General features: G+C 36.6%; 23 protein-coding genes. 10 read left to right on the top strand and 13 right to left on the bottom strand.

The window, feature by feature from the left end; translation table 11 throughout:
* Nucleotides 1-15 precede the first annotated feature (15 nt).
* The 7 genes from ACAM30_RS21255 to ACAM30_RS21225 form a co-directional block, all read right to left on the bottom strand.
* Nucleotides 16-333 (bottom strand): GIY-YIG nuclease family protein, encoded by a 318-nt coding sequence (locus ACAM30_RS21255; RefSeq protein ID WP_369616512.1) that lies wholly within the window; start codon nt 331-333, stop codon nt 16-18.
* A 207-nt stretch (nt 334-540) separates the two neighbouring features.
* A complete protein-coding gene (locus ACAM30_RS21250; protein WP_369616511.1) occupies nt 541-858 on the bottom strand; it encodes a GIY-YIG nuclease family protein in 318 nt (105 codons plus the stop codon).
* A 393-nt stretch (nt 859-1,251) separates the two neighbouring features.
* Complete coding sequence (locus ACAM30_RS21245) at nt 1,252-2,118, bottom strand: hypothetical protein (protein ID WP_369616510.1); 867 nt, start codon at nt 2,116-2,118, stop codon at nt 1,252-1,254.
* A 25-nt stretch (nt 2,119-2,143) separates the two neighbouring features.
* On the bottom strand, nt 2,144-3,382 hold the full coding sequence (locus tag ACAM30_RS21240) for a DUF6161 domain-containing protein (protein WP_369616509.1): 1,239 nt from the start codon (nt 3,380-3,382) through the stop codon (nt 2,144-2,146).
* Nucleotides 3,383-3,611: 229 nt separating this feature from the next.
* Entirely contained in the window at nt 3,612-4,697 is a 1,086-nt protein-coding gene (locus ACAM30_RS21235; protein WP_369616508.1) for an efflux RND transporter periplasmic adaptor subunit, read from the bottom strand.
* A gap of 109 nt (nt 4,698-4,806) precedes the next feature.
* Complete coding sequence (locus ACAM30_RS21230; protein ID WP_369616507.1) at nt 4,807-8,097, bottom strand: efflux RND transporter permease subunit; 3,291 nt, start codon at nt 8,095-8,097, stop codon at nt 4,807-4,809.
* A gap of 12 nt (nt 8,098-8,109) precedes the next feature.
* Entirely contained in the window at nt 8,110-9,495 is a 1,386-nt protein-coding gene (locus tag ACAM30_RS21225; protein ID WP_369616506.1) for a TolC family protein, read from the bottom strand.
* 166 nt (nt 9,496-9,661) lie between these two features.
* Between ACAM30_RS21225 and ACAM30_RS21220 the strand changes: the two genes are divergently transcribed.
* Both ACAM30_RS21220 and ACAM30_RS21215 read left to right on the top strand, forming a co-directional pair.
* The gene (locus tag ACAM30_RS21220) at nt 9,662-10,702 is read left to right on the top strand and encodes a sensor histidine kinase (RefSeq protein WP_369616505.1); all 1,041 of its coding nucleotides are present in this window, start codon (nt 9,662-9,664) and stop codon (nt 10,700-10,702) included.
* The gene (locus ACAM30_RS21215) at nt 10,699-11,397 is read left to right on the top strand and encodes a LytR/AlgR family response regulator transcription factor (RefSeq protein WP_369616504.1); all 699 of its coding nucleotides are present in this window, start codon (nt 10,699-10,701) and stop codon (nt 11,395-11,397) included. Before ACAM30_RS21220 ends, ACAM30_RS21215 begins: the two co-directional genes overlap by 4 nt.
* A 151-nt stretch (nt 11,398-11,548) precedes the next feature.
* On the opposite strand, the gene ACAM30_RS21210 is transcribed toward ACAM30_RS21215, so the two are convergent.
* Complete coding sequence (locus ACAM30_RS21210; RefSeq protein ID WP_369616503.1) at nt 11,549-12,268, bottom strand: DUF4386 domain-containing protein; 720 nt, start codon at nt 12,266-12,268, stop codon at nt 11,549-11,551.
* Nucleotides 12,269-12,418: 150 nt separating this feature from the next.
* On the opposite strand from ACAM30_RS21210, the gene ACAM30_RS21205 reads away from it, so the two are divergent.
* Nucleotides 12,419-12,892: a hypothetical protein gene (locus tag ACAM30_RS21205; protein WP_369616502.1), complete on the top strand. Its 474-nt coding sequence runs from the start codon at nt 12,419-12,421 to the stop codon at nt 12,890-12,892.
* Between the two features lie 94 nt (nt 12,893-12,986).
* On the opposite strand, the gene ACAM30_RS21200 is transcribed toward ACAM30_RS21205, so the two are convergent.
* The 5 genes from ACAM30_RS21200 to ACAM30_RS21180 all read right to left on the bottom strand — a co-directional run bounded on the left by ACAM30_RS21200 (nt 12,987) and on the right by ACAM30_RS21180 (nt 17,586).
* Nucleotides 12,987-13,751, bottom strand: a complete 765-nt coding sequence (locus tag ACAM30_RS21200) for an SDR family NAD(P)-dependent oxidoreductase (protein WP_369616501.1) — start codon at nt 13,749-13,751, stop codon at nt 12,987-12,989.
* A gap of 329 nt (nt 13,752-14,080) precedes the next feature.
* Nucleotides 14,081-15,004 (bottom strand): helix-turn-helix domain-containing protein, encoded by a 924-nt coding sequence (locus tag ACAM30_RS21195; RefSeq protein WP_369616500.1) that lies wholly within the window; start codon nt 15,002-15,004, stop codon nt 14,081-14,083.
* Nucleotides 15,005-15,159: 155 nt separating this feature from the next.
* Entirely contained in the window at nt 15,160-15,720 is a 561-nt protein-coding gene (locus tag ACAM30_RS21190) for a 2'-5' RNA ligase family protein (RefSeq protein ID WP_369616499.1), read from the bottom strand.
* A gap of 43 nt (nt 15,721-15,763) precedes the next feature.
* On the bottom strand, nt 15,764-16,078 hold the full coding sequence (locus tag ACAM30_RS21185) for a hypothetical protein (RefSeq protein WP_369616498.1): 315 nt from the start codon (nt 16,076-16,078) through the stop codon (nt 15,764-15,766).
* A 581-nt stretch (nt 16,079-16,659) separates the two neighbouring features.
* A complete protein-coding gene (locus ACAM30_RS21180; RefSeq protein ID WP_369616497.1) occupies nt 16,660-17,586 on the bottom strand; it encodes an alpha/beta hydrolase in 927 nt (308 codons plus the stop codon).
* A gap of 442 nt (nt 17,587-18,028) precedes the next feature.
* On the opposite strand from ACAM30_RS21180, the gene ACAM30_RS21175 reads away from it, so the two are divergent.
* The 7 genes from ACAM30_RS21175 to ACAM30_RS21145 all read left to right on the top strand — a co-directional run bounded on the left by ACAM30_RS21175 (nt 18,029) and on the right by ACAM30_RS21145 (nt 26,212).
* Nucleotides 18,029-19,498 (top strand): MFS transporter, encoded by a 1,470-nt coding sequence (locus ACAM30_RS21175; protein WP_369616496.1) that lies wholly within the window; start codon nt 18,029-18,031, stop codon nt 19,496-19,498.
* A gap of 111 nt (nt 19,499-19,609) precedes the next feature.
* Nucleotides 19,610-20,446 (top strand): 5-dehydro-4-deoxy-D-glucuronate isomerase, encoded by an 837-nt coding sequence (gene kduI / locus ACAM30_RS21170; protein WP_369616495.1) that lies wholly within the window; start codon nt 19,610-19,612, stop codon nt 20,444-20,446.
* A gap of 6 nt (nt 20,447-20,452) precedes the next feature.
* The gene (locus ACAM30_RS21165) at nt 20,453-21,244 is read left to right on the top strand and encodes a gluconate 5-dehydrogenase (protein ID WP_369616494.1); all 792 of its coding nucleotides are present in this window, start codon (nt 20,453-20,455) and stop codon (nt 21,242-21,244) included.
* A gap of 26 nt (nt 21,245-21,270) precedes the next feature.
* Nucleotides 21,271-22,674: a glucuronate isomerase gene (uxaC, locus tag ACAM30_RS21160; RefSeq protein WP_369616493.1), complete on the top strand. Its 1,404-nt coding sequence runs from the start codon at nt 21,271-21,273 to the stop codon at nt 22,672-22,674.
* A gap of 152 nt (nt 22,675-22,826) precedes the next feature.
* Complete coding sequence (locus ACAM30_RS21155) at nt 22,827-23,849, top strand: PfkB family carbohydrate kinase (protein ID WP_369616492.1); 1,023 nt, start codon at nt 22,827-22,829, stop codon at nt 23,847-23,849.
* 11 nt (nt 23,850-23,860) lie between these two features.
* Entirely contained in the window at nt 23,861-24,532 is a 672-nt protein-coding gene (locus tag ACAM30_RS21150) for a bifunctional 4-hydroxy-2-oxoglutarate aldolase/2-dehydro-3-deoxy-phosphogluconate aldolase (RefSeq protein ID WP_369616491.1), read from the top strand.
* Nucleotides 24,533-24,745: 213 nt separating this feature from the next.
* The gene (locus ACAM30_RS21145; protein WP_369616490.1) at nt 24,746-26,212 is read left to right on the top strand and encodes a tagaturonate reductase; all 1,467 of its coding nucleotides are present in this window, start codon (nt 24,746-24,748) and stop codon (nt 26,210-26,212) included.
* The last annotated feature ends 2 nt before the right edge of the window (nt 26,213-26,214 follow it).

Here is a 26,214-nt window from a genome sequence, read left to right as displayed (position 1 = left end):
ATCATTACATAAGTTTTACTCAAAATGAAAATTAAGAAATTCGAAAGTCGGATTAAAACTTCGTATAAGTTCAATTTTCTTATCACGTCTCCACTTTTTTAATTGTTTTTCTCTTGCAATGGCTTCCTGTATCCAGGTGAATTTTTCGTAGTAAACCAGAAACTGGATATTATATTTTGAAGCAAACGTTTTAGTATTCAGATCTATATTTTCTTTATGTTTTGAAAGCCTTTGTTTTAAGTTATTCGTGACACCAATGTAAAAAGTAGTACGATGCTTATTGGCTAAAATATATACGTAGTAGCTATGAAAGCCAAGTTGCGGATTCAGCATTTTTATTTTTTTGTACGAATATACATGGTTTTTTGTTATTTGTCATTTCGACCGAAGGGAGACTCGAGCGATAGCGAATAGGCGAAGCAAATCACACAAGAAACTCCGCAAAGCATGTCGCCAATCTTTGTCGATTAACAATTGTGATTTCTCCTTCCAGTCGAAATGACAATTACTGGCGTCACAAAAAAGATCATTACATAAGTTTTACTCAAAATGAAAATTAAGAAATTCGAAAGTCGGATTAAAACTTCGTATAAGTTCAATTTTCTTATCACGTCTCCACTTTTTTAATTGTTTTTCTCTTGCAATGGCTTCCTGTATCCAGGTGAATTTTTCGTAGTAAACCAGAAACTGGATATTATATTTTGAAGCAAACGTTTTAGTATTCAGATCTATATTTTCTTTATGTTTTGAAAGCCTTTGCTTTAAGTTATTCGTGACACCAATGTAAAAAGTAGTACGATGCTTATTGGCTAAAATATATACGTAGTAGCTATGAAAGCCAATTTGTGGATTTAGCATTTTTCTTTTTTTTTGTGCGAATATACGTATTTTTTCCATCTGTCATTTCGACCGAAGGGAGAGATCACATAAGAAACTCCGCAAAGAATGTCGCCAATCTTTGTCGATCAACGAGTGTGATTTCTCCTTCCAGTCGAAATGACAAAAATGTAATATCACATAATTGACCCTACCGAAATAGCAAAAGCCATAAGACAAGCCAATCACATACTGGCTTTAGGAGTCATCAGAGAACATGAAATACTACAAAAAGAAAGAGCCAGTCTGGAAAACAGCTTTTACTGGCTCAATGAACTGGCGGAGATTTTGAATCCTTATTTGTGTGAGGAGTAGAGTTTATAAAGTGAAAAACCTCGATTTTAGGATCGAGGTTTTTTTATCGCTAAATAAATATCATTGATAATACAAAAGTGATTTTGCGATTAATCCTTTAATGTATTCTTGATGTTTAGTTAACTCTTCTTGACGTATTGAAATGGCAAAAATGTCATCTTTTCTTAAATTAAAAGAAATGCCTATATCAGCTAATTCTTCTTTTACATTTTCAATATTTTCTTTTCCTACCTTGACTTCCATATGACAAATACTTGGTGTTTTTCTTGGTCTAAGCCAAATAGAGTTCTGTCTACTTGTTCCAAGAGCAACATGATGTTTATTATATGTTACTTTTAAATTTGCATCAGCAATCTCTCCAAATTTTATCATTTCATCAAGCATTGCAATTGATCTGGTATGAGATTTTTTGACCCAATATTGTCTTCCTACTTCTTCACCCCCTAGTTTTTCTTCATCTTCTGGTTCTTCGTAAATATCCAAAACAGTTGTGAAATTTAAGATAATTTGACTATCAATTTTTAGTGCACTTACTTGAATTGCAATAATTGGTATTGCTCTATTCATCAACGCTATTACATTAAAAAAACGATTTGTAATGTCTTCAGCAATAATTACTGCACGATGATCTTTAGAAGGAAATCGTCGTCTTTCAATATCCCAATACTCAATTGCTCTAATAATATGACTTTCATCTGTTTTTCCCAACATAATTTCGGTTTCATACATTATGTCAGTATCATTATTTAGAAATAGAAAGTCTATACGTCCTCCACTTGATTGTTTTCTTTCCCGATGAATAACATCAAGTTCACCCAATCCTAAAATACTTGTATCTTCTTCGATTCTATCTTGTAACCATTTCTCATTAAAATGTTGCCTAATGGAAATTTTTTCCGCTTTAATATATTTTAGTTTATCGCTCATTTGTTTTTTCTCCGATAATATTAATTTAACCTCTTATTTTATCAATTATCCCAGGCATAGTTGGACTGCTATCTTCTTTTAATAAACCTGAATCTGCTCTACTAAAAAGAGATTGTAGAATCAGTTTTTTATCATCATCGATAATTGCACCTTCTTTAATTAATGAAAGATAGTACATGGTAAGTTTCTCTCTCTCTTGTGCATCTCTTGCTAAATGAAAACTGGAAAACATAGCTTTACGCAAAGATTGGATACCAAAAAAGATTATGGAAATAAATGTTACAAAAACAATTGACCAACGAATAGCAGCAATTTTATCATCACTAAAAAAACTTGCTAACATGCTCTCTGGTGTTTTCCATAGAAGCATATATAACGAAAAACCACCTACTAGTATTAATGCAAATAATACTCTCATAAACATATGTCCTTCATCTAATAATTTTTGAGAAGTTTCTTTCCAGTGCTGTGCAGGAGCTTGTAATTGTAAAAGCTCTTTGTATGTCTGCTCTATATTTTTTCTCTCTTCATTTATGTCTTTACTAAGATCTCTCGCAGTAGCCTGATTTACCGAAAACCATTTGTCTAATTTTTCTTGGTTGTCTTTTTTAAAATTGTCTAATTCTTCAACATAACTATCTACCTTATCTTGTGCTTCTTTCAATAGATTTGATAAATCCTTGTCTGAATCTGAAACATATTTCTCTACTTTATTTTTTAAAGAATTAAATGAACTTCGTTCATGTGAAGACCTGCTAGTTGATGGGCTTTCTTGTATTTCGTATAATACGGACATTATTGTACCTTTTAAATATTCTTTATTAGATAATGATGAGTAACTTATAGCTTGAGTAAAATATGCATATGCTGCATCAAAAAGTTGTGCAGATTCTTTAAATAATGAAATAAGAAATGAAGCTTCCGAGGAATCTACAGGTAGCATTTTCTCATACTGATATGAATTAATAGAGGATTGTAATTCTCCAATATATGGTTGGGAGGGGTTACCATTTTTTACATTTTCAATTAATTGCTCAATTCTAGCTTGAATTGTTGCAAAATAATTTTTACTTTTTAGTAAGTCTGGTGGTAATGCTTCATATTCATCCCACTTTTTTGTTTGATCACTTACATATCTGTATAAAGTAGAGATATTAAATGTATTTTCAAAATTTGAAATTGGGAACCTTAAAGTAAATTTTGAATCTTTAATTTCAGAAAAAGCATCAGATTTTAATAATCTATTTATTTCTTGAATATTCATGATTAATGGTTGTTTTTTGATAAATGTGATTAATTGATTGAGAATGGGGTATTGATTCAAAAATATCAATTTACAAACCCAAACAACCACGTACTTTTACCTGTTTATTAAAAACAAAAGGACAGCCCCTCAAAAAGAAGAACTGTCCTTTTAACAAATTTTAATTTTACATTCCTAAGAATGCGTACAGTTGTTTGTATAATCTACTAAAAAGATAACAAAACCCAGTCTATTCATTTATAACATCGCCATCTTTAGTTTCTTCGCTGGCAATTTTTATTAGTTTATCTTTTAGGTTTAAATCTCCGAAAACTTCCACTTTGTCGTCGATTTCTCTTCCTTTTTTAACGTCAATGCGGGTGGCTTTGTGGTTCAGGACTTTGATGACAAACAAACCTTCAGCTGAATTTACCAATGCCGATTTCGGAATGACAAACGTGCTGTCTTTGGCGTTAAGCGGTAACAAAACCTCGGCTACCATTCCGGGTAATAGATTGGTTTGGGTGTTGTGAACGTCCATTTCGACTCTTTCAGAACGTAGTTTTAAATCTAAAGCGCCGGACATTCTGGTAATTTTAGCGGTAAAAGTGTCCGGAAGCGATTTTACATTAAAACTCATTTCGTCGCCATTGTGTAAATATCCCGTGTACAATTCCGGTACCGAAACAGCCAAACGCAATTTGTCCTGTTGCTGAATGGTCAATAAAGGCAAGTCTGAACCTTTTCCTGCGGGACCTACAAAGGTTCCTAAATTGACGTTTCTGGCGGCTACCACTCCGTCAAATGGTGCGCGGATTTCTAAGTACCCTCTCATGATCGAGATTTCTTTGTGTGCCGCGATGGCTGCCTGATATTGCGCGTAGTCGGAATTTTTCTTTCCGCTTGCCATTTCTAAGTCATTTTTAGAAATGGTTCCTTCAACCTTGCTCGTTTCGTACAAACGGTTGTAGGTACTTTTGCTGGTAGCGTATATGGCTTCCATCGATTTTAATCTCGATTCGGCAGCAGCCAATTGCGAACTGATCTCCGGTGCTTCCAAAACAATTAACAATTGTCCTTTTTTTACTTTCGAACCAATATCTACTTTCAGCAGCTTTACAAAACTGCTTACTTTGGCATACAAATCGACTTGTTGAAAACCGGTTAATTCTGCCGGTAAACGCAATTCTGTAGTCAGTTTTTCTTTGGCCAAAAGGAAAGTTTCGACTTTAGGTTCGATTTCCGCTTTAGGCGCTTCTTCTTTTTTCTTTTCACAGCTTAGTACAACTAAAGCTGTAAATAGTATCGCTGTAGATTTTATAATGTTATTTTTCATTTTTTGGTTTTATATATGTTTTTATAAGTATTCAGAAAGTATAAAAGTTTATCGAAGTGTTTTCGCGATGATCGTAACTTTCGACTTTATGACTTTCGGCTTTATGACTTTATGACTTTCTAACTTTAGACTTATTTAAGGATGAGATATAATGGATACTTTCTTCGTCTTCAGGATCTAGGGAAACTGATTGTGTTGATGTTTTTTCCTGTGCCCATGCAAATATCTGCGGAAGGATCAACAATACGGCAAAAGTAGAAAATAATAATCCGCCGATAACCGCTCTTCCTAACGGAGAAACCTGATCGCCTCCTTCGCCGTGACCAATCGCCATTGGGAGCATTCCCGCAATCATTGCAACAGAAGTCATGATAATCGGACGAAGACGTAATGCAGCGGCTTCTCTCGCAGATTCTAAGGCATTACCGTTTATTTTTCGAAGCTGTTCGGCATTGGTCACCAATAAAACGGCATTGGCTATAGAAACTCCGACAGACATGATGATTCCCATATAGGATTGTAAATTAAGCGTTGAACCTGTTAGAGTCAACATTAATAAAGCACCTAAAACAACCGCCGGAACTGTGGTTAAGATTACCAGCGAAACTTTGAACGACTGAAAATTAGCGGCCAACATTAAGAAGATTACAAAAACGGCAACCAATAAACCGGTCTGTAAACTGCTTAATGTTTCGCTCAATACCGTACTTAGTCCAATTGGAGTAATAAATAAACCACGAGGCAATTCGCCTAATGAACTAATGGTCGATGCAACATCTTTTGTGGCCGTCCCCAAATCAGTCTGGTTGATGTTGGCCGTAACGGTAATGTATGGCATGGCCCCTAAATTGTCATTTTCACCACTTACAAAGCCGGGTGTAATTTTGGCAACGTCACTTAAAACGGGACGAAGCGAGTTTTTCAATACCGGAATTTCTCCAATATCGGTTTTGCTTTTCATTTTATTCAACGGAACCTGAACTTGTACAGAATAGGATAATCCTGCTTTTTCGTCGACCCAGTTGTTTTTCTCGGTATAACGTGACGATGAAGTCGATGCGATAAGTGAACGCGAAATATCATTCATATCAACACCCAATTCGGCTGCACGTGTTCTGTCGATATTAATGTTCATGGCCGGATAATGTATCGGCTGACCAATTTGTACGTCTCTGAAATAAGAGATTGCTTTTAACTTGTCAACAATCTGAGTGGCATATAACTCATTTCGTTTTTTGTCTTTTCCGGCAATTCGAATTTCAATTGGAGTAGGAGAACCCTGGCTCAACACTTTGTCGGTCAATTCGATAGGTTCAAAAGAAAGTTTAGTGTCCGGTAAAACTTTTTTCAGTCTTGCTCGTAACTCATCTTTAAACTCATCCATATCCACATGATACTCTTTTAAACTTACCTGAAACACAGCTTCATGAGAACCCGCCATAAAAAGATAAATCGGGTTGATCGAGAACAGTGAAGGGTGCTGCCCCACATAAACAGAAGAAATTCCGATATGCTCTTTACCGACCATTTTTTCTAATTCTTTTAGTACAATTCGGGCTTGTTCTTCGGTTCTTTCCAATCGTGTTCCGTCAACCGCACGCATTCGTAACTGAAACTGACTTGAATTTGTTTTTGGAAAAACATCTTTTCCGATAAAGCCAATTAAAACAATGGCCAAAACAGTAGCTGCAACTAAATAAACAATTGAGGTTACTTTTTTATGGACAAACAATCGGTCCAAAGTTCGCATGAAACGATTTCTGAATTTTTCGAAACCGCTCAGTTTTCCGTCGTTGTTAAAATCTTCTCTTTCGACCATTTCCTTTTTCTGAGTGATCAGATTTTGTTCAGATTCGGGAGTTAAACCGCAGTCATTAAATTCGGCTTCGTCGTCGGTAATTTCAGGGCCATGTGGATGCTTTTCGTGTCCTTTCATCATCCAGTTCGCCATTACCGGCACAAAGGTTTGAGACAATAAAAACGAAATAACCATAGAGAAACCAATCGCTAAAGCCAAAGGAAGAAACAAGGCTCCGGGAATACCCACCATGGTAAATGCCGGCGCAAATACAGCTAGTATACACAGTAAGATCAGTAATTTAGGCAAAGCAATTTCCTGACAGGCATCCCAAATGGCGAGTGCCTTGGGTTTTCCCATGTCGAGATGCTGGTGAATGTTTTCGATGGTCACGGTACTTTCGTCTACTAAAATTCCAATGGCAAGCGCCAATCCGCTCAAAGACATTAAGTTAATCGTTTGTCCGAATAATTTCAGGAATAAAACTCCGGAAATAATCGAAATTGGAATGGTCATAATAACGATTAAAGCAGCACGACGGTCGCCCAGGAAAAGCATTACCATCAATCCGGTTAAAACCGCGCCGATAATTCCTTCGGTAATCAAACTTTTAACGGAGTTGATTACATAAACCGACTGGTCAAATTCGTACGATAAATTAACATCTTCGGGAAGTGTACTCTGAATTTTAGGAAGTTCTTTTTTCAGTTTCTGAACCACATCCCAGGTCGAAGCATCTCCCGCTTTTGCAATACTGATATAAACCGAACGTTTTCCGTTTACCAAAGCGTAACCCGCTGTGATATCGGCACCGTCTTTTACGTTGGCCACATCGCCTAATTTTAAGTTCTGAACACCGCCTTTGAATAACGGAATCTGCTCAAAATCTTTAACTTCTTTAATGGTATTATTGGTAGGGGTAATATAATTTTTGTCGCCCATTCTCACGTTTCCGGAAGGGGCCGTCTGATTGTTCAAACGAATCGCTTCAACAATTTGATCGGGTGTCATATTGTGTGAACGTAACAGATCCGGATCTACGTTAATTTCGATTGTTCTCGGGCTTCCGCCAAAAGGAGCCGGAGACAATAAACCGGGAATTGAAGTAAAAGAAGCTCGGACATACACGTTGGCTAAATCCTGTAATTCGTTATTCGATCTGATTTTTGAACTCAAAACCAATTGCCCGATTGGCAATGATGAAGCATCAAAACGTATGATAAAAGGAGGTTGTGTTCCCGGAGGAAAAACCGCCTGGATTCTGTTGGACAGTGCGCTCAATTCGGCAGCGGCCTGCGCCATATTGGTTCCTTCATAATAGGTTAATTTCATAATCATTAACCCTTGAATATTTTTGGTTTCTACCGATTTGATACCATTCGAAAAAGGTAAAACGTTGACGTAATTTTTGGCAAAATAAGCTTCCATCTGGTCAGGCGTATAACCTCCAAACGGATGCGCAATATAGATAACCGGCAAATTCATTTTCGGTAAAATATCGACCTTAATGTCTCTGATGGCACCAATTCCGAAGAAAAAGAGACCCGCAACCAATACGAGAATGGAGATGGGCTTGCGGAGTGCAAAACGTATTAAATTCATTGGGCTTTATAATTAAAATTCATTTATAAATAGGTCAAAATTTCCTGTTGCAGCGACTTTCAGTAAGTACGACTGCCACACATTATTATTGACAATATCACGATCGATTTCGGCACGATTTAAAACGTACATCGTCTGCGTTAAATCAGTCAGATCGGTTAAACCGTTTTTGTATAAAGTCGATTTTTGAAGATAGGCTCTTTTGGCAGCTTCCACCTGAATCGGTGCTTCGGCATAATTTTCTAAAGTGATTTTGATTTTATCTTCAGCAAAATTCAACTGTGATTTCAGGTCACGATCGGCTTGGTTGTATTCTTCCTGTAGTCCCTGCGAAATAAATTTCTGAGCAGTGACTTGCTTGTTGGAGCGGAAAGGAGTCGTTAAATTCCACGTAATTCCAATTCCAACTAAATAATTGGTACGATCCGGATTGACACCGTCCCAGTAATTTCGGGTAAAGGCATGCTGATTGGTGGCATAAGACGAATCAAATCCCGACGCTCTGGTTTGCAAAACACCAAAAGCCGTCATGGTTGGATAATAGAATCTTTTGTACAATTTGACCTGCTGATTGCTGTAATCGATTTTTGTTTTATACAACTGCAATAAAGGATGAAGGCTGTCTGTGGCAGTATTTTCTTTAATGAGTTCTTTTGGAATCTGAGTGACAAAAAGGGAATCGGCTACAAAATCCTGAGGAGCAACGCCCATGAGATCGACCAGTTTGTTGTTTTGTTCTTTGACAAAGTTTTTGGCCAGATTCAGTGCAATTTTAGCTTTTGATACTTCGGCAGTGGCTAAAGTAGAATCAACTCCGGCTAGTAATCCGTTCTTCACTCTTGCTACGGCAGTTTTTTTGAAAACCTGAGCGCGATCCAGATTTTTTTGCTGTGAAATCAACAATCTCTGACTGGCCAGTAGATTCAGATAAGCGGCAGAAATTTTGATTTCCTGTTGGAATTTTTCCTGTTTCAGATCCTTTTCTTTAGCCTGAACATCAATTTTAGATAAATTGATTTTTTCCTGTGTTTTTCCGAAAGTGAAAAAATCCCAGTTCATGTTGACCAGATAAAGTGCGCCAAATGCCGAATTCCAGTTTTGTTCCGGTAAAGGAAGCCCGGACGAAGCTACTCCAAGACCCCCAAAGCCATAAAGAGGCCCATTCTGACCGTTTACAGTTCCGTAATCCTGTTGCGCCGATAAGTTTAGGTTGGGCAGGTAATCACGTTTAGACTGCTTAAGACTTTCGCGTGATGCGTTGGTGTAATTGTTTTTTGCCTTGATGGAACCGTAGTTTTCCAAACCTGTTTTTATGGCTTCTTTTAAAGACAGGGTTTGAGCATAACTACCACAGGCAAAAATCAAGAAAACTAATAAAGTAATTTTTTTGAAGTACATATAAAGTAGTGGTGTGAATTTGATCTCTCAAAATTATTTCACTTGGCCGGATAAAAGCTTTCTTAAATGATGTAATGCGATTATAAATGACCAATTCAATTGGTCATTTATTGGAAATAAAAACTAAAAAAATGTGGTTAATTTGTAAACTATTTAAGTTTTAAGAATGAATAAAGAACTGGAAAACATATTGGATCACAAATGGTGGCAGGAAATTGCCGTTGTTGCCTTTTCATTTACTATTTATACCTTAAAAAACGATTGGATGTTGTTCAGCTCTTTTGCATCCATATTGATGGGCATTTTTTTCTATTTAATTTTATACTTGCACGCCCAATTCAACCGTTTCTTTTTACTTCCCATACTTTTTAAAAAACAACGCCCTGTAACTTATATTTTTCTGACACTGGCGGGAGTATTGCTCTTTTCGGTTGTTTTATATGAGGTTACCAGTCTGGAAATGTTTAGTAACTGCCGTTTGTATCAAAACTCTCATCAGCGCAGTTATGTGTATCAGCTGGCCAGTGTTTTAGGGACTTTGGTTTGTATATTGAGTCCGATAATTGTTTTTAAGTTTTACAGAATCCACAAAAGACAGACGGATGAAACTTTGTTATTCAATCAAATGCAATTGAATTCGTTGAAAGGACAATTGAATCCGCACTTTTTATTTAATACCTTTAATACGCTTTACGGAATTAGTCTTGAGTTTCCGGATCGTACCTCAGATTTAATCATGAAAGTATCGCAGCTGATGCGTTATCAGCTTGAAAGCAATAACAAACAATGCGTGTCTCTGGAAGACGAACTCGAGTTTATAAACAGTTATGTTCAGCTTGAAAAAGAAAGGGTAGCGTATCGCTGTGAGATTACGTACGATTGCAAGATCGACAACGAAAATGCTTATAAAGTATCGCCGATGCTGTTGATTGCATTTATCGAAAATGCGTTCAAACACGGAACCTGTGCGATAGAAAAATGTTTTGTGAGGATCATCATTACGGTCGAAAATGGCTTGCTTCATTTGCATGTGGTAAACTCCATTCCAAAGAAAAAAACAGATGTAGTTTCGACTAAAATTGGTTTAAAAAATACTATAGAGCGATTGAATTTAATTTATGGGAAAGCCTATAAATTAGACATCCAGGACGATAAAAATACCTATATCGTAGATTTGAAAGTGCAATTGAAAAAGTTTGTCGAATGAGAGAACCTAAAAAATGTATAATTGTCGATGATGAACCGGCAGCGCATTATGTGCTGGCGAATTACATCAAGCAAAATCCGCAATTAGAATTGGTTTTTCAGGGCTTTAACGGTATTGAGGCAATGGATTATTTAAGAGAACATCCTGTTGATCTGATGTTTTTGGACATCAATATGCCGGAGATTTCAGGGATGGAATTGCTGAAGATTATTCCAACACATCCCAGTACAATTTTAACGACTGCTTATTCTGAATATGCTCTTGAAAGTTATGATTACGGTGTTATAGATTATCTTCTCAAACCGATTTATTTTCCAAGATTCCTCAAAGCCATCGATCGTTTTTTTGCAACGGAAAATGGTAAAGTCAAAACCGAAGAAGCCGTAATTAATTCTGTTACGGTGAAGGTTGACGGTTATTTTATTGAGATCGAATTGGATCAGCTTTTGTTTGCACAGAGTTTTGGTAATTATGTGAAACTGCATACTCTAAAAAGAACCTATCTGGCTTCTATCACCACCAGTGAATTGGAGAAATGCCTGCCCGAAAAGAATTTCATGCGCATTCACAAATCCTATATCGTGGCTCTTGATAAAATTGAAGCCACCGACAAAGATTTTGTGGTCATTAAAAACGAAAAATTACCAATTGGGATTACCTATAAAAGAGAATTATCAGATCGATTAAAGAAATAATACGGATGTAATATTAGACTGAAACAGAAGTAAAATTGACATAAAAACAGAAATGAAGGGAGCTTACTAATTCAATTATTTCAAAGAAAAAGCCTGCCAAAGAGTAATTTCCGGCAGGTTTTTTTGATATTTTGTAGATGTAGAAATAATTTTAGGACCATACTATTTCTTTCCAGACGGGCAGTTTTACGCCTTTAAAAACAAGCCATAAACTAAGAGACAATTCGGCAATCAAACAAGGCATTAATAAAACGATGCTTGAAAGTTTCGGGATCAGAATTAAGAAGAAACTATTGGTTAGGTAACAAATTCCGGCCAGGCTCATTAAAACTCCGATGACCTTTGGTAAATAACCTGATTTAAAGATCAGATAACCTTCCAGTAGGCATACAAATCCAAAAAAGATCAATCCGATTCCGAAACCATAATCGTGTAACTTAATCGAAAGATAAGATAAGGTGTGTAACTGATCGGGACTGAAAGATTTTAAATAGTCGGCACCACTCAGAAAAAACAATGCAGCCAAAAGATTCAGTTTATTGGCCACTAAAACGGCAGTCTGGATTAAATTGAACGATAAATTTAAAAGAGCAAGCTTTCGGTTTACCGGTTTTAAAAGATAATAAAGGATAATCATGACTGGCAGATCGCAAATTTGCATAATAAGATCCGCTGTAATGCCTATTTTCCACAGAAATTGCGAATGTGTAATATTGTAGGCAGTTGCAGTGGCATCTCCGGGTACAAACAATTTGTTTCTGACAAAGGTTTCTGCGAAGAATCCCATGACGATAATGACCAAATACAATATCCCGGCTATGCGGGCATAAAGCTGCGGTGAAGCTTCAAAATTTTTCAGGTTAGATTTCATTTTTGTGGTTTTGGTTTTTCGTAAGACGTCCTGTTTAGTATATTGTTACCGAATATTTTAACATTTTTTTATAATATTATTTTTTCTTCAGAATAAAGTAGTAATTTTAATACGTTAGTTTTAAGAAATGTTAATTTAAAATTAGGCCACATGAAAAAACTATTTCTGATGATTACCTTTTTGTACAGCAGCTTTTTAATAGGACAGAATGGAATTTCTCCCGATAAAGTTGTCACTCCACCTGAGAAAGTACTGTTTACTTTTCAGAAAGAATATCCCGGTAAAGTTCCGGTCTGGACATTAAAATATGTTGGAGATGACGACGATGAAATTCGATACGAGGCCAAGTTCAAAAAAGATAAAAACACTAACGCATTGGCGGTTTATGATAATTTGGGAACTCTGAAAGCTTTTGAGTTGCAAATTCCATTCAATCAGCTGCCACAAAAAGCACAAACCTATCTGAAGAAAAATTATCCTGCCAGTGCCATTAAAGAATCGGCAGTAGTGGTAGACGATAAAAACAAAACCACTTACGAAGTCGGAATACAAAAAAACGCCAAATTCTATGATGTTGTTTTTGATAAAAACGGAGGTTTTGATGTAATCGTCGAGAAGGATTAAAAAAGAATTCTTACTAATTCAATATACTCAGAATGACAAACCCGACTGGTTTTAAAAACTTGTCGGGTTTAAATTATAGATTCGCGAGATAAAATTACAAATTCATTCCGCCTGAAACCTCAATGCGTTGTGCATTTACCCAGCGCGCCTCTTCGGTACATAAAAAGGCAACCACACCGCCAATATCGTCCGGCAATCCTACTCTTCCTAAAGCGGTAAGTGCGGCTATATTTTTGTTCAATTGTTCATTATCACGCACCGTACCACCGTTAAAATCAGTTTCGATCGCACCCGGTGCAACTACATTGGCTCTTATTTTTCGTTCACCCAGTTCTTTTGCCTGATATTTAGTTAAGATTTCAATTGCACCTTTCATAGAAGCATAGGCTGAAGCACCAGGAAAAGAAAATCTCGCCAAACCGGTTGAGATATTTACAATTCCGCCGCCATCATTCATAAGTTTTAATGCTTTTTGAGTTAAGAAAAAAGGACCTTTAAAATGTATATTGGTCAATTGATCAAATTCGGCTTCCGTTGTTTCTGTAAATAAATTATGGAGCCCGGTTCCGGCATTGTTGACTAAAAAATCAAATTTATCCGTTTTAAAGGTATTTTTTAGAGTTTCCGCAACAGAGCTGAAAAAGGGATCAAAAGTACCGGAATCGGCAACATTTAATTGAAGGGCAGCTGCTTTTTGACCTAAGCTTTCAATTTCTTTTACCACTGAATCAGCCTCTTCTTTTTTGCTGTTGTAAGTAATAATTACATCAATTCCTTTTTTAGCAATTGCGATTGCCATATTTTTTCCTAAACCCCTGCTACCACCTGTTACGAGAGCAATTTTTGTATGTGCTGCCATTTTATTTTGTATTTTAAATTAATAAGACAAAGGTAGGAGTGAAGCAGGAGTGAGAAGTTGTAAATATCAAATCGATGTTTGCAAAATTCAAATCAGGTTAGATTTGAAGTGCCATTTAAAGAACGAGGGAGATCCTTCGACTCCGCTCAGGAAGACTGTTTTGACTTTGTTCAGGAGGGTTTCTTCGACTCTGCTCAGGAAGACAGCCATTTTTTTAATTAAAAAGAAGCTACAATGTTAAGGTTAGAGTCAACAGTTAAAAGTTAAGTATCAGGAGTTTAAAATCAACAACAAACAATGTTTTACATTTCACATCTCACAATAAACAATTAACTACGAAAGGCTAAAGGAGTAAACGAAGTTTGTTTTTTAAAGAAGTTAGAGAAATGTGCCAATTCTTCAAATCCTAAGGAGAAGGCAATTTCAGAGATATTCCAGTCCGTTTGTTTTAAAAGGATTTTGGCTTCACTGGTCAAACGGCTGCTGATTAATTCGGTGGTAGTTTTTCCGGTATTTTCCTTTAAAACTTTATTGAGATGATTGACATGAACGGATAATCTTTCAGCAAAATCTTTAGCAGTTCTAAGTTGTAAGCGCTGATTTGGAGATTCTATGGGGAATTGTCTTTCCAGCAATTCAGCAAATAAAGAAGAAACTCTTGCAGCCGAATTATGTTTCGAATATAAAGCTGTTATAGGCTGTAGTTTTTGTCCGAAGTGAATGAGTTCGGCGACGTAATTCCGAATTAAATCGTATTTGTAAATGTAATCGGAGTTGATTTCTTTTTGTATTTTATTGAAAATCAATTCTACTTCTGTCACTTCTTCATCGGTTAATTGAAAAATAGGATAGCCATCAGAAGCAAAAATAGGAAGTTCGTCCAGATCAATTCCACTTTTGCTTTTCGATAAAAATTCACCAGTAAACACGCAAAATTGTCCCGATTGATTGGTATCCTGCGGTAAATAATTGTACGGAATCTTTGGGGTGGCAAATAAAAGTCCCTGCTTTTCAATTTCAATGATCTTGTTAGCATATTCGGCTCTGTTTTTACCTTTTATCAAACTGATTTTGTAGTAAGCACGACGATCATAAGGCATGATGGCTTTACCCTGAAGACGATCTAAAAGCTCTTTGATGCCAAATACATTAAAATGACCAATTTCTTTTTTGATGTCATTGGGCAATAGGGAACCCGGTTCAACGGAGGAACCTTCAGTAATATCTTTGTAAAAAGAATCCAGTGATTTCATGACGACGATTTGTAAAATTCAAATATACGAAAAAATGAAGTTCGAAGTTTCTGGTTTCGAGTTTCAGGTTTCAAGTTTCAAGTTTGAGGTTTTCCACATTCCATATTTCACATTTCACATCTTACATCTCACATCTCACAACAAATATTTCACGCCTAAAACAAAGTACCCTGTATAAGTTCCGGCTGTGGATTACTGCCAAAAGGAAACTTGTTAATGACAAAAAACTGTCTTTTTACAGGATCTAATTCACGGAGAATAATTTCTTCACAGAAAAAATCCATTGCAATTGTGGTAAAAAGCTGTGATGCGATTTGAAGATTTTCGGGAGTCAGTTTTCTTCCAATAGAAATATGCGGATCAGTGCTTTTTTTAAGGTTGGAAAGAAGTAACGATTTCTGTGTCTTTTTCATGATTGGTTGTAAACTCTTTTTTGATTCTTCACTTGGTGCAATGAAAAAAGCACCGCTTTCGTACGCACCAAAATCATCCAAATGTACCTGAAACGGAGTAAAGGTATCACAAACATTAAAAAGCTTTTGCTTGAATTTATCCAGTTGAGAATCGTCAGTTGTAAACTCACAAATCGTGATATGAGCCACCGAATTTTTACTGTTGAACCAGCCAATTTCACTTGCCAGCTGCTCTTTCATGGCTTTGATGGCCTCAATTATTTCTGGTGAAGGGTGAATGACAACTGAATATTTCTTTTCCATTTTAGCGTTCGGTTTTTGGCAAATTTAAAGAATTTGTTTGCATCTAAATCTTTCCTTTCAGATGCAATCGATATTCAATTTCTGATTTTAGCAAACCGCTTCCGCCTCCAAAATGTTCAATTACTTCAACATCAGGCTGCTGTTTTAAGCAAAAAGAAGTAAACTCTTTTTCGATACGGTCTTCGATCCCTGAACTCAAAAGAACAATATCAATTTTGTGATTCAAAAAATAATCCTGAGCCAGTTTTTCGTCATTAAAACCAATTGCATTCCAGTTCTCATAAGCATTTACCAATCGGAGTAAAATTTCCAGAATGGCTTGGTTTTTTCCCAGCAGTAAAAATTCGTATGTTTTCATAGATAGTAGTTTTTAGAATTCTTTCTAAGTTGCTAAGTTGCTGAGATACTAAGGTTCTAAGATTTCATAAGTTTAGTAACTTAGAAAAAAGTCTGTATTTTGCAAATGTACTAGTAAAGAGCTTGTTATAACTTAATCTAGGATAAGAAAACTTCGAAAATTTTTAAAACCTTAGCGCCTTAGTTTCGTAGTACCTTAGTCTCTTTAAAAAAAAAAGCAAAAGATTTTTCAGCTGTAGTGTTTCAGATAGTCAGTGACTTAGCGTTTTTAGGAAGAAAAAGATTTTGGTAATGCGGAAAGCCGTAATGTTTTCTCTAAAGTTGCTTGTACTTTTGCGCCATAATAACGGGTGATTATGCTGTTTTTTACCTTTTTAAACAACATATATAGGTTGTTATAATTAACTGTTTTTGGAGAAACAATTTTTTTAATTACAATGAAAATTGGACTTATTCATTTGATCGTGGGTATAAGCTTTGTATGAATTTGCAGGATTACAAAAGAGTCTGATTTTTATAGGGTTTTTAGATTTGGTTATTGGGTTATCCGAATCTAAAGACCCTTTTTTTCTTCTTGTAATATTATAGGTAGCCGTTAATTTTAAGCCATTCTTCACAATCTCTGGTCCAGAATTTACTGGTACTATTTACGCCCAAGCCAAAACCGTGTCCTCCTTTTTCATATAGATGTAATTCAGCTGAAACTCCGTTTCGTTTAAGTGCCAGATAGTAATTGATACTATTCTCCGGTAAAACCACTTTGTCGTCTGTGGCATGAATCAGAAAAGCGGGAGGAGTTTTTGAAGTAACTTTCTTTTCGTTAGAGTAAAAATCCCGTAATTCTTGTGAGGGATTATTTCCCAGTAGACTGCTTTGTGAGCCTTTATGCGTAATTTCATTTTGCATGGAGATTACCGGATAGATTAAAAGTGAAAAGTCCGGACGTGCATTTGTTTTAGATTTTGAGTCGTAAGTGACTTCATCGTAATGTGTTGCCAGGGTAGCCGCTAAATGTCCTCCGGCCGAGAAGCCCATAATCCCTATTTTGTTAGTGTCTATGTTGTATTTTGCAGCATTTTGCCTTATGTGGCGGATGGCTTCCTGTGCGTCCTGCAACGGTCCGGTATTTTTGTTTTTCATGATTTGATCACTCGGTAATCTGTATTTGACAACAAAAGCCGCAATTCCGAGACTATTGAGCCAGTTGGCGACTTTAGTCCCTTCTTTATCAATGGCTAGATGCTGGTATCCTCCTCCGGGAAAAATTAGAACAGCAGTTTGATTGGGTTTACTTTCTTTAGGTAAAAAAATACTCAATGTTGGAACGGTAACTAAACTTGTGCTCTGTACTTTCCCGTCTATTAAAGATTCATTTTCCTTGTAATCTGGAGCTTTTATTTCGTCTGGTATTGTATTCCAGAGTGGTATAATTTCATTTTGAGCATGTAAAGTAGTGTACATAAAGGTGAATAAAAATAAGGTTAGAAGTAATTCTTTTACATTTTTCATGAATTATAGTAGTTTTTAAATGAGTAGGGAATGAGTTTCAAAAGAATGTTTTTTGGGTAAGTTTTAGGCTTTTGTAAAAATGTAACAAATGACTTTTGCTTCGCAGAAGTGAAGATTACGGTGAATTGGTCAAAAGTGAAAGTTTTTTGGACAATTTTGATAGATAAAACGGTTAAGTTTGTGAAAACAGCTTTTAACAAATATATTACTTAAAATGTAATTTAAATTAATTTTTTTTGAGTGATGTGTTTAATTATGTGTCCAAATTAAATTTTTATATAATTTATTTGGAATATAAAGATTTAAAACTATATTTGTGCAATCGATTACATTTATTTAATTTTGTTGCATTAAAATCATAGGTATTGTAATTTTTATATCGTGTTTGATCAGCAGATTAGATTGGCCGGAAAACTATCAACTTTTATAATCAACCATTACCATGAACCAAACAAATGCAGTTATTATGACCCAGACCAAAAAATCTACAGGAAGTTATCGCTGGAGTATATGTGCGTTGCTTTTTTTTGCAACAACTATCAACTATTTAGACAGACAGGTACTTTCTTTAACGTGGAGCGATTTTATTGCGCCTGAGTTTCATTGGACTAATAATGACTACGGAAATATCACTGCCTTGTTTTCTATTTTTTACGCCGTTTCATTATTTTTTGCGGGTAGATTTGTGGATTGGATGGATACTAAAAGAGGATTTTTGTGGGCCATTGGTATCTGGTCTTTTGGAGCTTGTCTTCACGCTTTTTGTGGTATTGCTACAGCCGGAATCATTTCAGGGGACTGGTTTGTAGGTTTCGAAGGGGCCAAGCAGGCGATTCACCTTGTAAAAGATACCGGATTGGTAATTAATGTAAGTGTTACCTTGTTCATCTTTGCCCGTTTTGTTTTGGCAGTGGGTGAAGCAGGGAATTTTCCGGCCGCGATTAAAACAACCGCCGAATATTTTCCTAAAAAAGACAGAGCATTTTCTACCAGTATTTTCAATGCCGGTGCCACTGTTGGTGCTTTGGCAGCTCCTATATCTATTCCGTTTATCGCAGAATCTTTCGGATGGGAAATGGCTTTTATCATTATTGGTGCGCTAGGATTTGTCTGGATGGGATTTTGGATTTTTATGTATGATAAACCCGAAAAACACCCAAAAGTGAGTGCTGCAGAATTAGAATACATACAACAAGATGATGTCACAGACAGCAAACTAAATGGGTATGTACCGGAAACCAAAGATAAAGTCTCTTTTGTCGACTGCTTTAAATACAAACAAACCTGGGCATTTGCTTTTGGTAAATTTATGACCGATGGGGTGTGGTGGTTTTTCTTATTCTGGACCCCGGCCTACTTAAGTTCGGTATACAACATGGACTCTACTGAGGCGGCTCTTCCTTTATTCGTTTTGTATATGATAACCCTGCTGTCAATTATCGGTGGCTGGCTGCCCACTTATTTTGTAGAGAAAAAAGGAATGAACCCATATGAAGGCAGAATGAGAGCGATGCTGATTTTTGCATTCTTTCCATTATTAGCCTTGATTGCACAGCCTTTAGGATACATCAGTTATTGGATTCCTGTTATTATTATTGGTATCGCAGGTGCAGCTCATCAATCATGGTCGGCTAATATTTTTACGACTGTAGGAGATATGTTTCCTAAAAAAGCCATTGCAACTATCACTGGTATTGGAGGTTTAGCCGGAGGGATTGGCTCTACATTTATCAATAAAGGCTCGGGAATGCTGTTTGATTATGCCAAAGAAAACAATATGTCGTTTATGGGTTTTCAGGGAATTGAAGCCGGCTACTTTATCATTTTCTCTATTTGTGCCGTTTGTTATCTGACAGGCTGGTCTGTAATGAAAACGTTAGTACCTAAATACAGTCCGATTACCAATCTTTAAGATTACAGTTCAAGAAAACAATTATAAAAAAAGAATAAAATTTACGTTTAATATATGGTTTTTAGGGATAAAAATCTAGTTTAATGCAATCGATTACATTAATTTAAAATTATGACAAAATATAGTTCAAGATACGCGTCAAGCCCCGAAGCAGTAAAAAAGTATGATACTCAGGAATTGAGAAACGAATTCTTAATTGACGATTTAATGCAGGAAGATGAGATTGTGTTAACCTATTCTCATTATGACAGATATATCGCAGGATCGGCAGTTCCGTTGAAGGATCTGACTTTGGAAAGTATTGACCCGTTGAAAGCAGGTTACTTTTTGGAAAGAAGAGAAATGGGAATTATCAACGTAGGTGGCAAAGGGACTGTACTAGTTGAAGGAGTTTCTTTCGAATTGGCGTTTAAGGATGCTTTGTACATCGGAAGCGGTAACAAAGAAGTGATCTTTAAAAGTGATGATCCTGAGAATCCAGCCAAATATTATATCAATTCTGCTCCGGCACACCAAACATATCCAACCGTAAAGGTGAGTCTGGCAGAAGCAAACAAGCTGGAATTGGGAACTATGGAAACGGCTAATCACCGCACCGTAAATCAAATGATAATTGGGAACGTTGTAACCACTTGTCAATTACAGATGGGAATGACGGAATTAAGACCCGGAAGTGTCTGGAATACGATGCCGGCACACGTACACGATCGCAGGATGGAAGTCTATTTCTATTTGGATATTCCAGAAAATCAGGCCGTTTGTCATTTTATGGGACAGCCTCAGGAAACCAGACACATTTGGATGAACAATCATCAGGCGGTTATTTCACCACCGTGGTCGATTCACTCAGGATCCGGAACCAGTAACTATACTTTTATCTGGGGAATGGCGGGTGAGAATTTGGATTACGGAGATATGGATGTGTGTAAAATCACTGACTTAAGATAAAAAAATATGGCAAACTCATTATTTGATATAAACGGAAAAGTTGCTCTGATTACAGGAAGTACACACGGACTGGGAATGGCAATGGCAAAAGGATTAGGAGAGGCAGGTGCAACAATTGTAATAAACGGAAACTCTTCTCAGCAGAAAATTGATGATGCGGTAGCAGAACTTCAAAAAGATGGAATTCATGCAGTGGGTTATAAGTTTAATGTAACCGAGGAGATGGAAGTCATTGCTGCAGTTCGAAAAATTGAAAATGAAGTGGGCCCAATCGATATCCTGATTAACAATGCAGGAATCATCAAAAGGATTCCGCTGATTGAAATGGAAGTATCCGATTTTAAAGAGGTTATTGATATTGATTTGGTGAGTCCGTTTATTGTGTCGAAGCATGTGGTGAGAGGGATGATTGAAAGAAGACAGGGAAAAATAATTAACATTTGTTCGATGATGAGCGAGTTGGGCCGCAGTACAGTAGGAGCTTATGCTGCTGCAAAAGGCGGTTTGAAAATGCTGACCAAAAATATGGCTACCGAATGGGCAAAACACAATGTTCAGATCAACGGAATCGGCCCGGGGTATTTTGCTACCGAACAGACCAAACCTATTAGAGTGGACGGTCATCCTTTTAATGATTTTATTATCAGCAGAACACCTGCTGCAAAATGGGGAGACGCAAGTGATCTGGCAGGGGCAGCGATATTTTTGTCTTCAAAGGCCAGCGATTTTGTGAACGGTCATATTTTGTATGTCGATGGTGGAATCTTAGCAACAATCGGTAAACCATCAAACGAATAATTATTTCAATTACATCAAAAAAAAACATGAGTTCAAATACCTTCATAAACGATAATTTTTTACTTGAAAATAAATTTGCAGAAGAGCTGTATCATAATTATTCCAAAAATCAGCCCATCATCGATTATCACAATCATTTGAATCCTCAGTTTATTGCTGAAGATAAAATTTTTGAAAATAGTACACAGGTGTGGATCAACGGAGATCACTACAAATGGCGTGCGATGCGTACCTTGGGAATCAACGAGCAGTTTGTGACGGGAAATGCTTCCGATAAAGACAAGTTCTTAAACTGGGCCAGAACGGTTCCGTATACTATGCGTAATCCTTTGTACCACTGGACGCATTTAGAACTGGCGCGCTATTTTGATATTTATGATTTGCTGAACGAAAAATCGGCAGAGAAAATATACCTCGAAACCACCGAGAAAATTAACTCTCCAGCCTACAGCACGCAAAATTTGCTTAAAAAAGTAAACGCTGAATTGGTTTGTACAACCGAAGATCCGATTGACAGCCTTGAGTTTCATCAGAAATTGGCAAAGAATCCAATTGGAACTAAAATGAGTACTGCTTTCAGACCCGATAAAGCGATCTTAATTTCCAATGATGGCTATAATGCTTATCTGGATAAATTAGGGGAGGTGTCCGGAGTTATGATTCATACGTATGCCGATTTGTGCAGCGTATTGCGAAGCCGAATTGAGTTCTTTCATCAAAATGGCTGTAAGCTTAGTGATCATGGTTTAGACCAAATTTATTTCGAAGATTTTACAGAGAATGAAATTAATACCATCTTCAAAAAGAAAAGAGAAAACAGAATTTTAACTCCCGAAGAGGTTTTGAAATTTCAAAGTGCCGTATTGTTATTCTTGTCTGAGACTTATCATGAGTTTGGGTGGGTACAGCAATTTCACTTAGGAGCTTTACGAAATAACAATGCCCGCATGCACCGAATTTTAGGACCGGATACAGGTTGGGATTCTATTGGAGATTATCCGCAGGCACAAAAACTATCCGGTTTTCTAAATGCCCTGGACAGCAAAGATAAATTGACTAAAACGATTATTTATAATCTGAATCCGGCCGATAACGAAGTGATGGCAACCATGATTGGAAATTTTAATGACGGAAGTGTCAGAGGGAAAGTGCAGTTTGGATCAGGCTGGTGGTTTTTAGATCAGAAAGACGGAATGACAAAACAATTAAATGCTCTTTCAAACATGGGATTAATCAGTTGTTTTGTGGGAATGCTGACCGATTCGAGAAGCTTTTTGTCTTTCCCAAGGCATGAGTATTTCAGACGTATTTTATGTAATCTTTTAGGCGATGAAATCAAACGCGGAGAGCTTCCAAATGATATGGAGTGGATAGGGAAACTGGTTTCGGATATTTCCTATCATAATGCAAAAGAGTATTTTAAATTTTAAGTAAGAAGAGAGAATATAGAGCAAAGAATATAGAGGAAAGAGTTTAAGTATCTTTTTAATCAGATAAGCTGCGGCAAATAAAAGCATCAGGCTTAATTTTCTTAATATCTTAATGGTAAAAAAATCTTTTACTGGTAAAACAATAAAATTATATGAATAAAGTAGTTGCATTCGGGGAAATTATGTTGCGTCTTTCAACAGAGAGGCATTTGCGATTTTCGCAGGCAAAAGCATTTGGAGCGTCTTATGGAGGCGGTGAATTTAATGTTTGTGTGTCTCTGGCGAATTACGGTTTGAATGCAGAATTTGTAACAAGATTACCCGAGAATGAAATTGGTGCTTCGGCAGTAAAAGAAATGCGAAAAATGAATGTAGCGTCCGGAAATGTAGTTTACGGAGGAGAGCGTTTAGGAATCTATTTTCTGGAAACCGGTGCCGGAACACGTGGCAGTAATGTGGTTTATGATCGTGCGCACAGTTCGATGGCAACTATCGAAAAAGGAATGATTGACTGGGAGAAAGTACTCGAGGGTGCCCATTGGTTTCACTGGAGCGGTATTACACCTGCAATTTCTCAAAGTGCCGCCGAAGCCTGTTTAGAAGCAGTTAAAGCAGCGCATAAATTGGGAATCACAATTTCCTGTGATTTGAATTACCGATCCAAATTATGGCAATATGGTAAAACACCAAGTGAAGTAATGCCGGAGCTGTTGCAATACAGCAATGTGATTTTAGGAGATATTGACACGGCCTATTTTATGTTGGGAATTCCGAAAGTTAATCCGAATTATCAGGACGAGAAATCGCTTCCGGTTTTGTATAGCAAATTGTTTGATTTGATTCCGGATTTAAAAATAGCAGCAACAACCCTTAGGTATTCCGTAAGCGCATCACACCAAAGAATAGGAGGGATTTTATTTGACGGTAAAGCCATTTATCAGGCGGCCGTACAGGAAGTGACTCCTGTTGTAGACCGTGTTGGGAGCGGAGATGCTTTCATGGGAGGGTTGATCTATGGATTGCAGGAATATCAAAACAACAATCAAAGAGCTTTAGATTTTGCAGTGGCTGCTTGTTGTTTAAAACATACTATTGCCGGAGATTATAATCTGGTAACCTTAAAAGAAGTTGAAAATAGGATAGATGGTGATTCTGCCGGATTAGTATCTAGATAATTGATTTAAATATGGCAAAATATTCAAGAATTGAAGTGGCTTTAACAATGAAAGAGAACGGAATGGTTCCGCTATTTTTTCATTCAGATATCGAAATAAGTAAAAAAGTACTAAAAGCCTGTTATGATGGTGGTGCAAGATTAATGGAATTTACGAGCAGAGGAGATTTTGCTCATGAAGTTTTTGGAGCATTAAACCAATATGCTTTGGCAGAACTACCGGGAATGATGCTTGGTGTTGGTTCTATTACTGATGCGGCTTCAGCATCCTTATATATGAGTTTGGGAGCGAATTTTATTGTTACTCCCGTTTTTAGAGAAGACATTGCAATTGTCTGTAATCGCCGAAAAGTACTTTGGTCTCCGGGCTGCGGAACACTTACCGAAATCGCAAGAGCTGAAGAATTAGGATGTGAAATTGTAAAGCTGTTCCCGGGTGATATTTACGGACCGGAATTTATAAAAGCGATAAAAGGTCCGTGTCCGTGGACGAATATTATGCCAACGGGTGGAGTTTTGCCGACAGTGGATAGTCTGACCTCGTGGTTTAGTGCAGGAGCAACCTGCGTAGGGATTGGATCACAGTTAATTTCAAAAGAGATATTAGAACAGCAGGATTATGACGGATTAAAAACAAAAGTGAGTCAGGTTCTGGATATTATAAAAAGTATTAAAAATAAATAAGGGTAATCATATAGGCCCTTATTTAACATGCGTTTTTTTAGATTTTAGAAATTGTAATTGAGCATTACGCTTGATAAATGAATCTTGTGAGTCCTCACAGCAAGATTTATTTTCCTCACACAAGTGTAATGTTTCTTTTACAATGAGAGGAATTAATCAGAGATAAATAAGGTATTAAATGTGGTTATTTAAAACACTTTAAGCGAAAAAATAATGGAAAAATTAAACAGAGTGAGCTCAGGGCTTTCAGAAAAACTTCCGATAAAAATAGTGCAATTTGGAGAAGGTAACTTTTTAAGAGCCTTTGTAGAATATGCTTTTCAAAAATTAAATCAGGAAGCTGATTTTAATGCAGGAATTGCCGTAGTACAGCCTATCGACAGAGGTTTGGTGAACATGATTAATGCTCAGGACGGATTGTACACCTTATTCATGAAAGGAGTTAAAAAAGGAGAAGAAATTCAGGAAAAAGAATTGATTTCCAATATCGTAAAAGCGATCGATCCTTATGCCTCTTTTCAGGAGTATCTGGCTTTGGCTAAAGAAGAAGAATTGGCCTTTATCATTTCAAATACAACCGAAGCAGGTATAGAATATATAGAATCCGATCAATTGAGTATGCAGCCCCCGGTTTCCTTTCCGGCTAAATTGACAGTGCTTTTGTATGAAAGATTCAAGTTTTTTAACGGAGCGGCAGACAAAGCATTAACGATTATTCCTTGCGAATTAATCAATTATAATTCAGATACTTTAAAAGAAATTATTTTAAAATATTGTACTGATTGGAAATTAGAAAACGAATTTGTTTCCTGGCTGACAGACAACTGTTCTTTTCACAACACATTAGTAGACAGAATTGTACCCGGATATCCGAAAGATCAAATTGAACAGTACAACAGTCAATTGGATTATAAAGATGACTTGATTGTAAGTGCCGAAAGTTTCTTTTTGTGGGTAATTGAAGGAGATGATCAACTGAAAGCAAAACTTCCGTTTGAAAAAACAGCGCTGGATGTAAAAATCGTAGCCGACATGCAGCCGTATCGTACGCGTAAAGTGAGAATTCTGAATGGAGCACATACTGCAATGGTTCCTTTTTCAATGCTTTATGGCAATGAGACTGTAAAAGAAACGGTTGATAATGCTTTTACCGGAGATTTTGTAAACAAAGCTGTTTTTGAAGAGATCAATGAAACGTTGAACATGGATAAAGCCGAATTGACTAGTTTCTCTGAAGAAATCTTAGACCGTTTTAGAAATCCGTTTATCAAACATTTGCTGTCCTCAATTGCATTAAATTCTATTTCAAAGTTCAAAGTACGTGTGTTGCCAAGTTTAACAGGATATGTTGCTATTCATCAAAAACTTCCGGTTCATTTAACGTTTGCTTTTGCTGCTTTGATTCGTTTCTACAAAGGAAGCTGGAACGGAGAGGTTTTACCGGTTAATGATAGCGAGGATATTGTTTCTTTTTTTGACAGTCTTTGGAAATCGGATGATTATGAAAAAATAGCGCGATTGACTTTGCAGCATAAAAGCTTTTGGGACGAAGATTTAACACTGGTGCCGGGATTAACAAAAGCAATAACAGCCGCATTGGAAGAGATTGATGCCAACGGAATTGAAAATGGTTTTGCCAATTTTCAAAAGCAAATAAATAGTGTAACTCAGAAAGTTTAGTT

This window comes from Flavobacterium sp. CFS9, assembly GCF_041154745.1.
Taxonomy (GTDB): Bacteria; Bacteroidota; Bacteroidia; order Flavobacteriales; family Flavobacteriaceae; genus Flavobacterium.
Note: the sequence above shows the minus strand (reverse complement) of the source record. Positions and strands in the feature narration are given on the sequence as shown.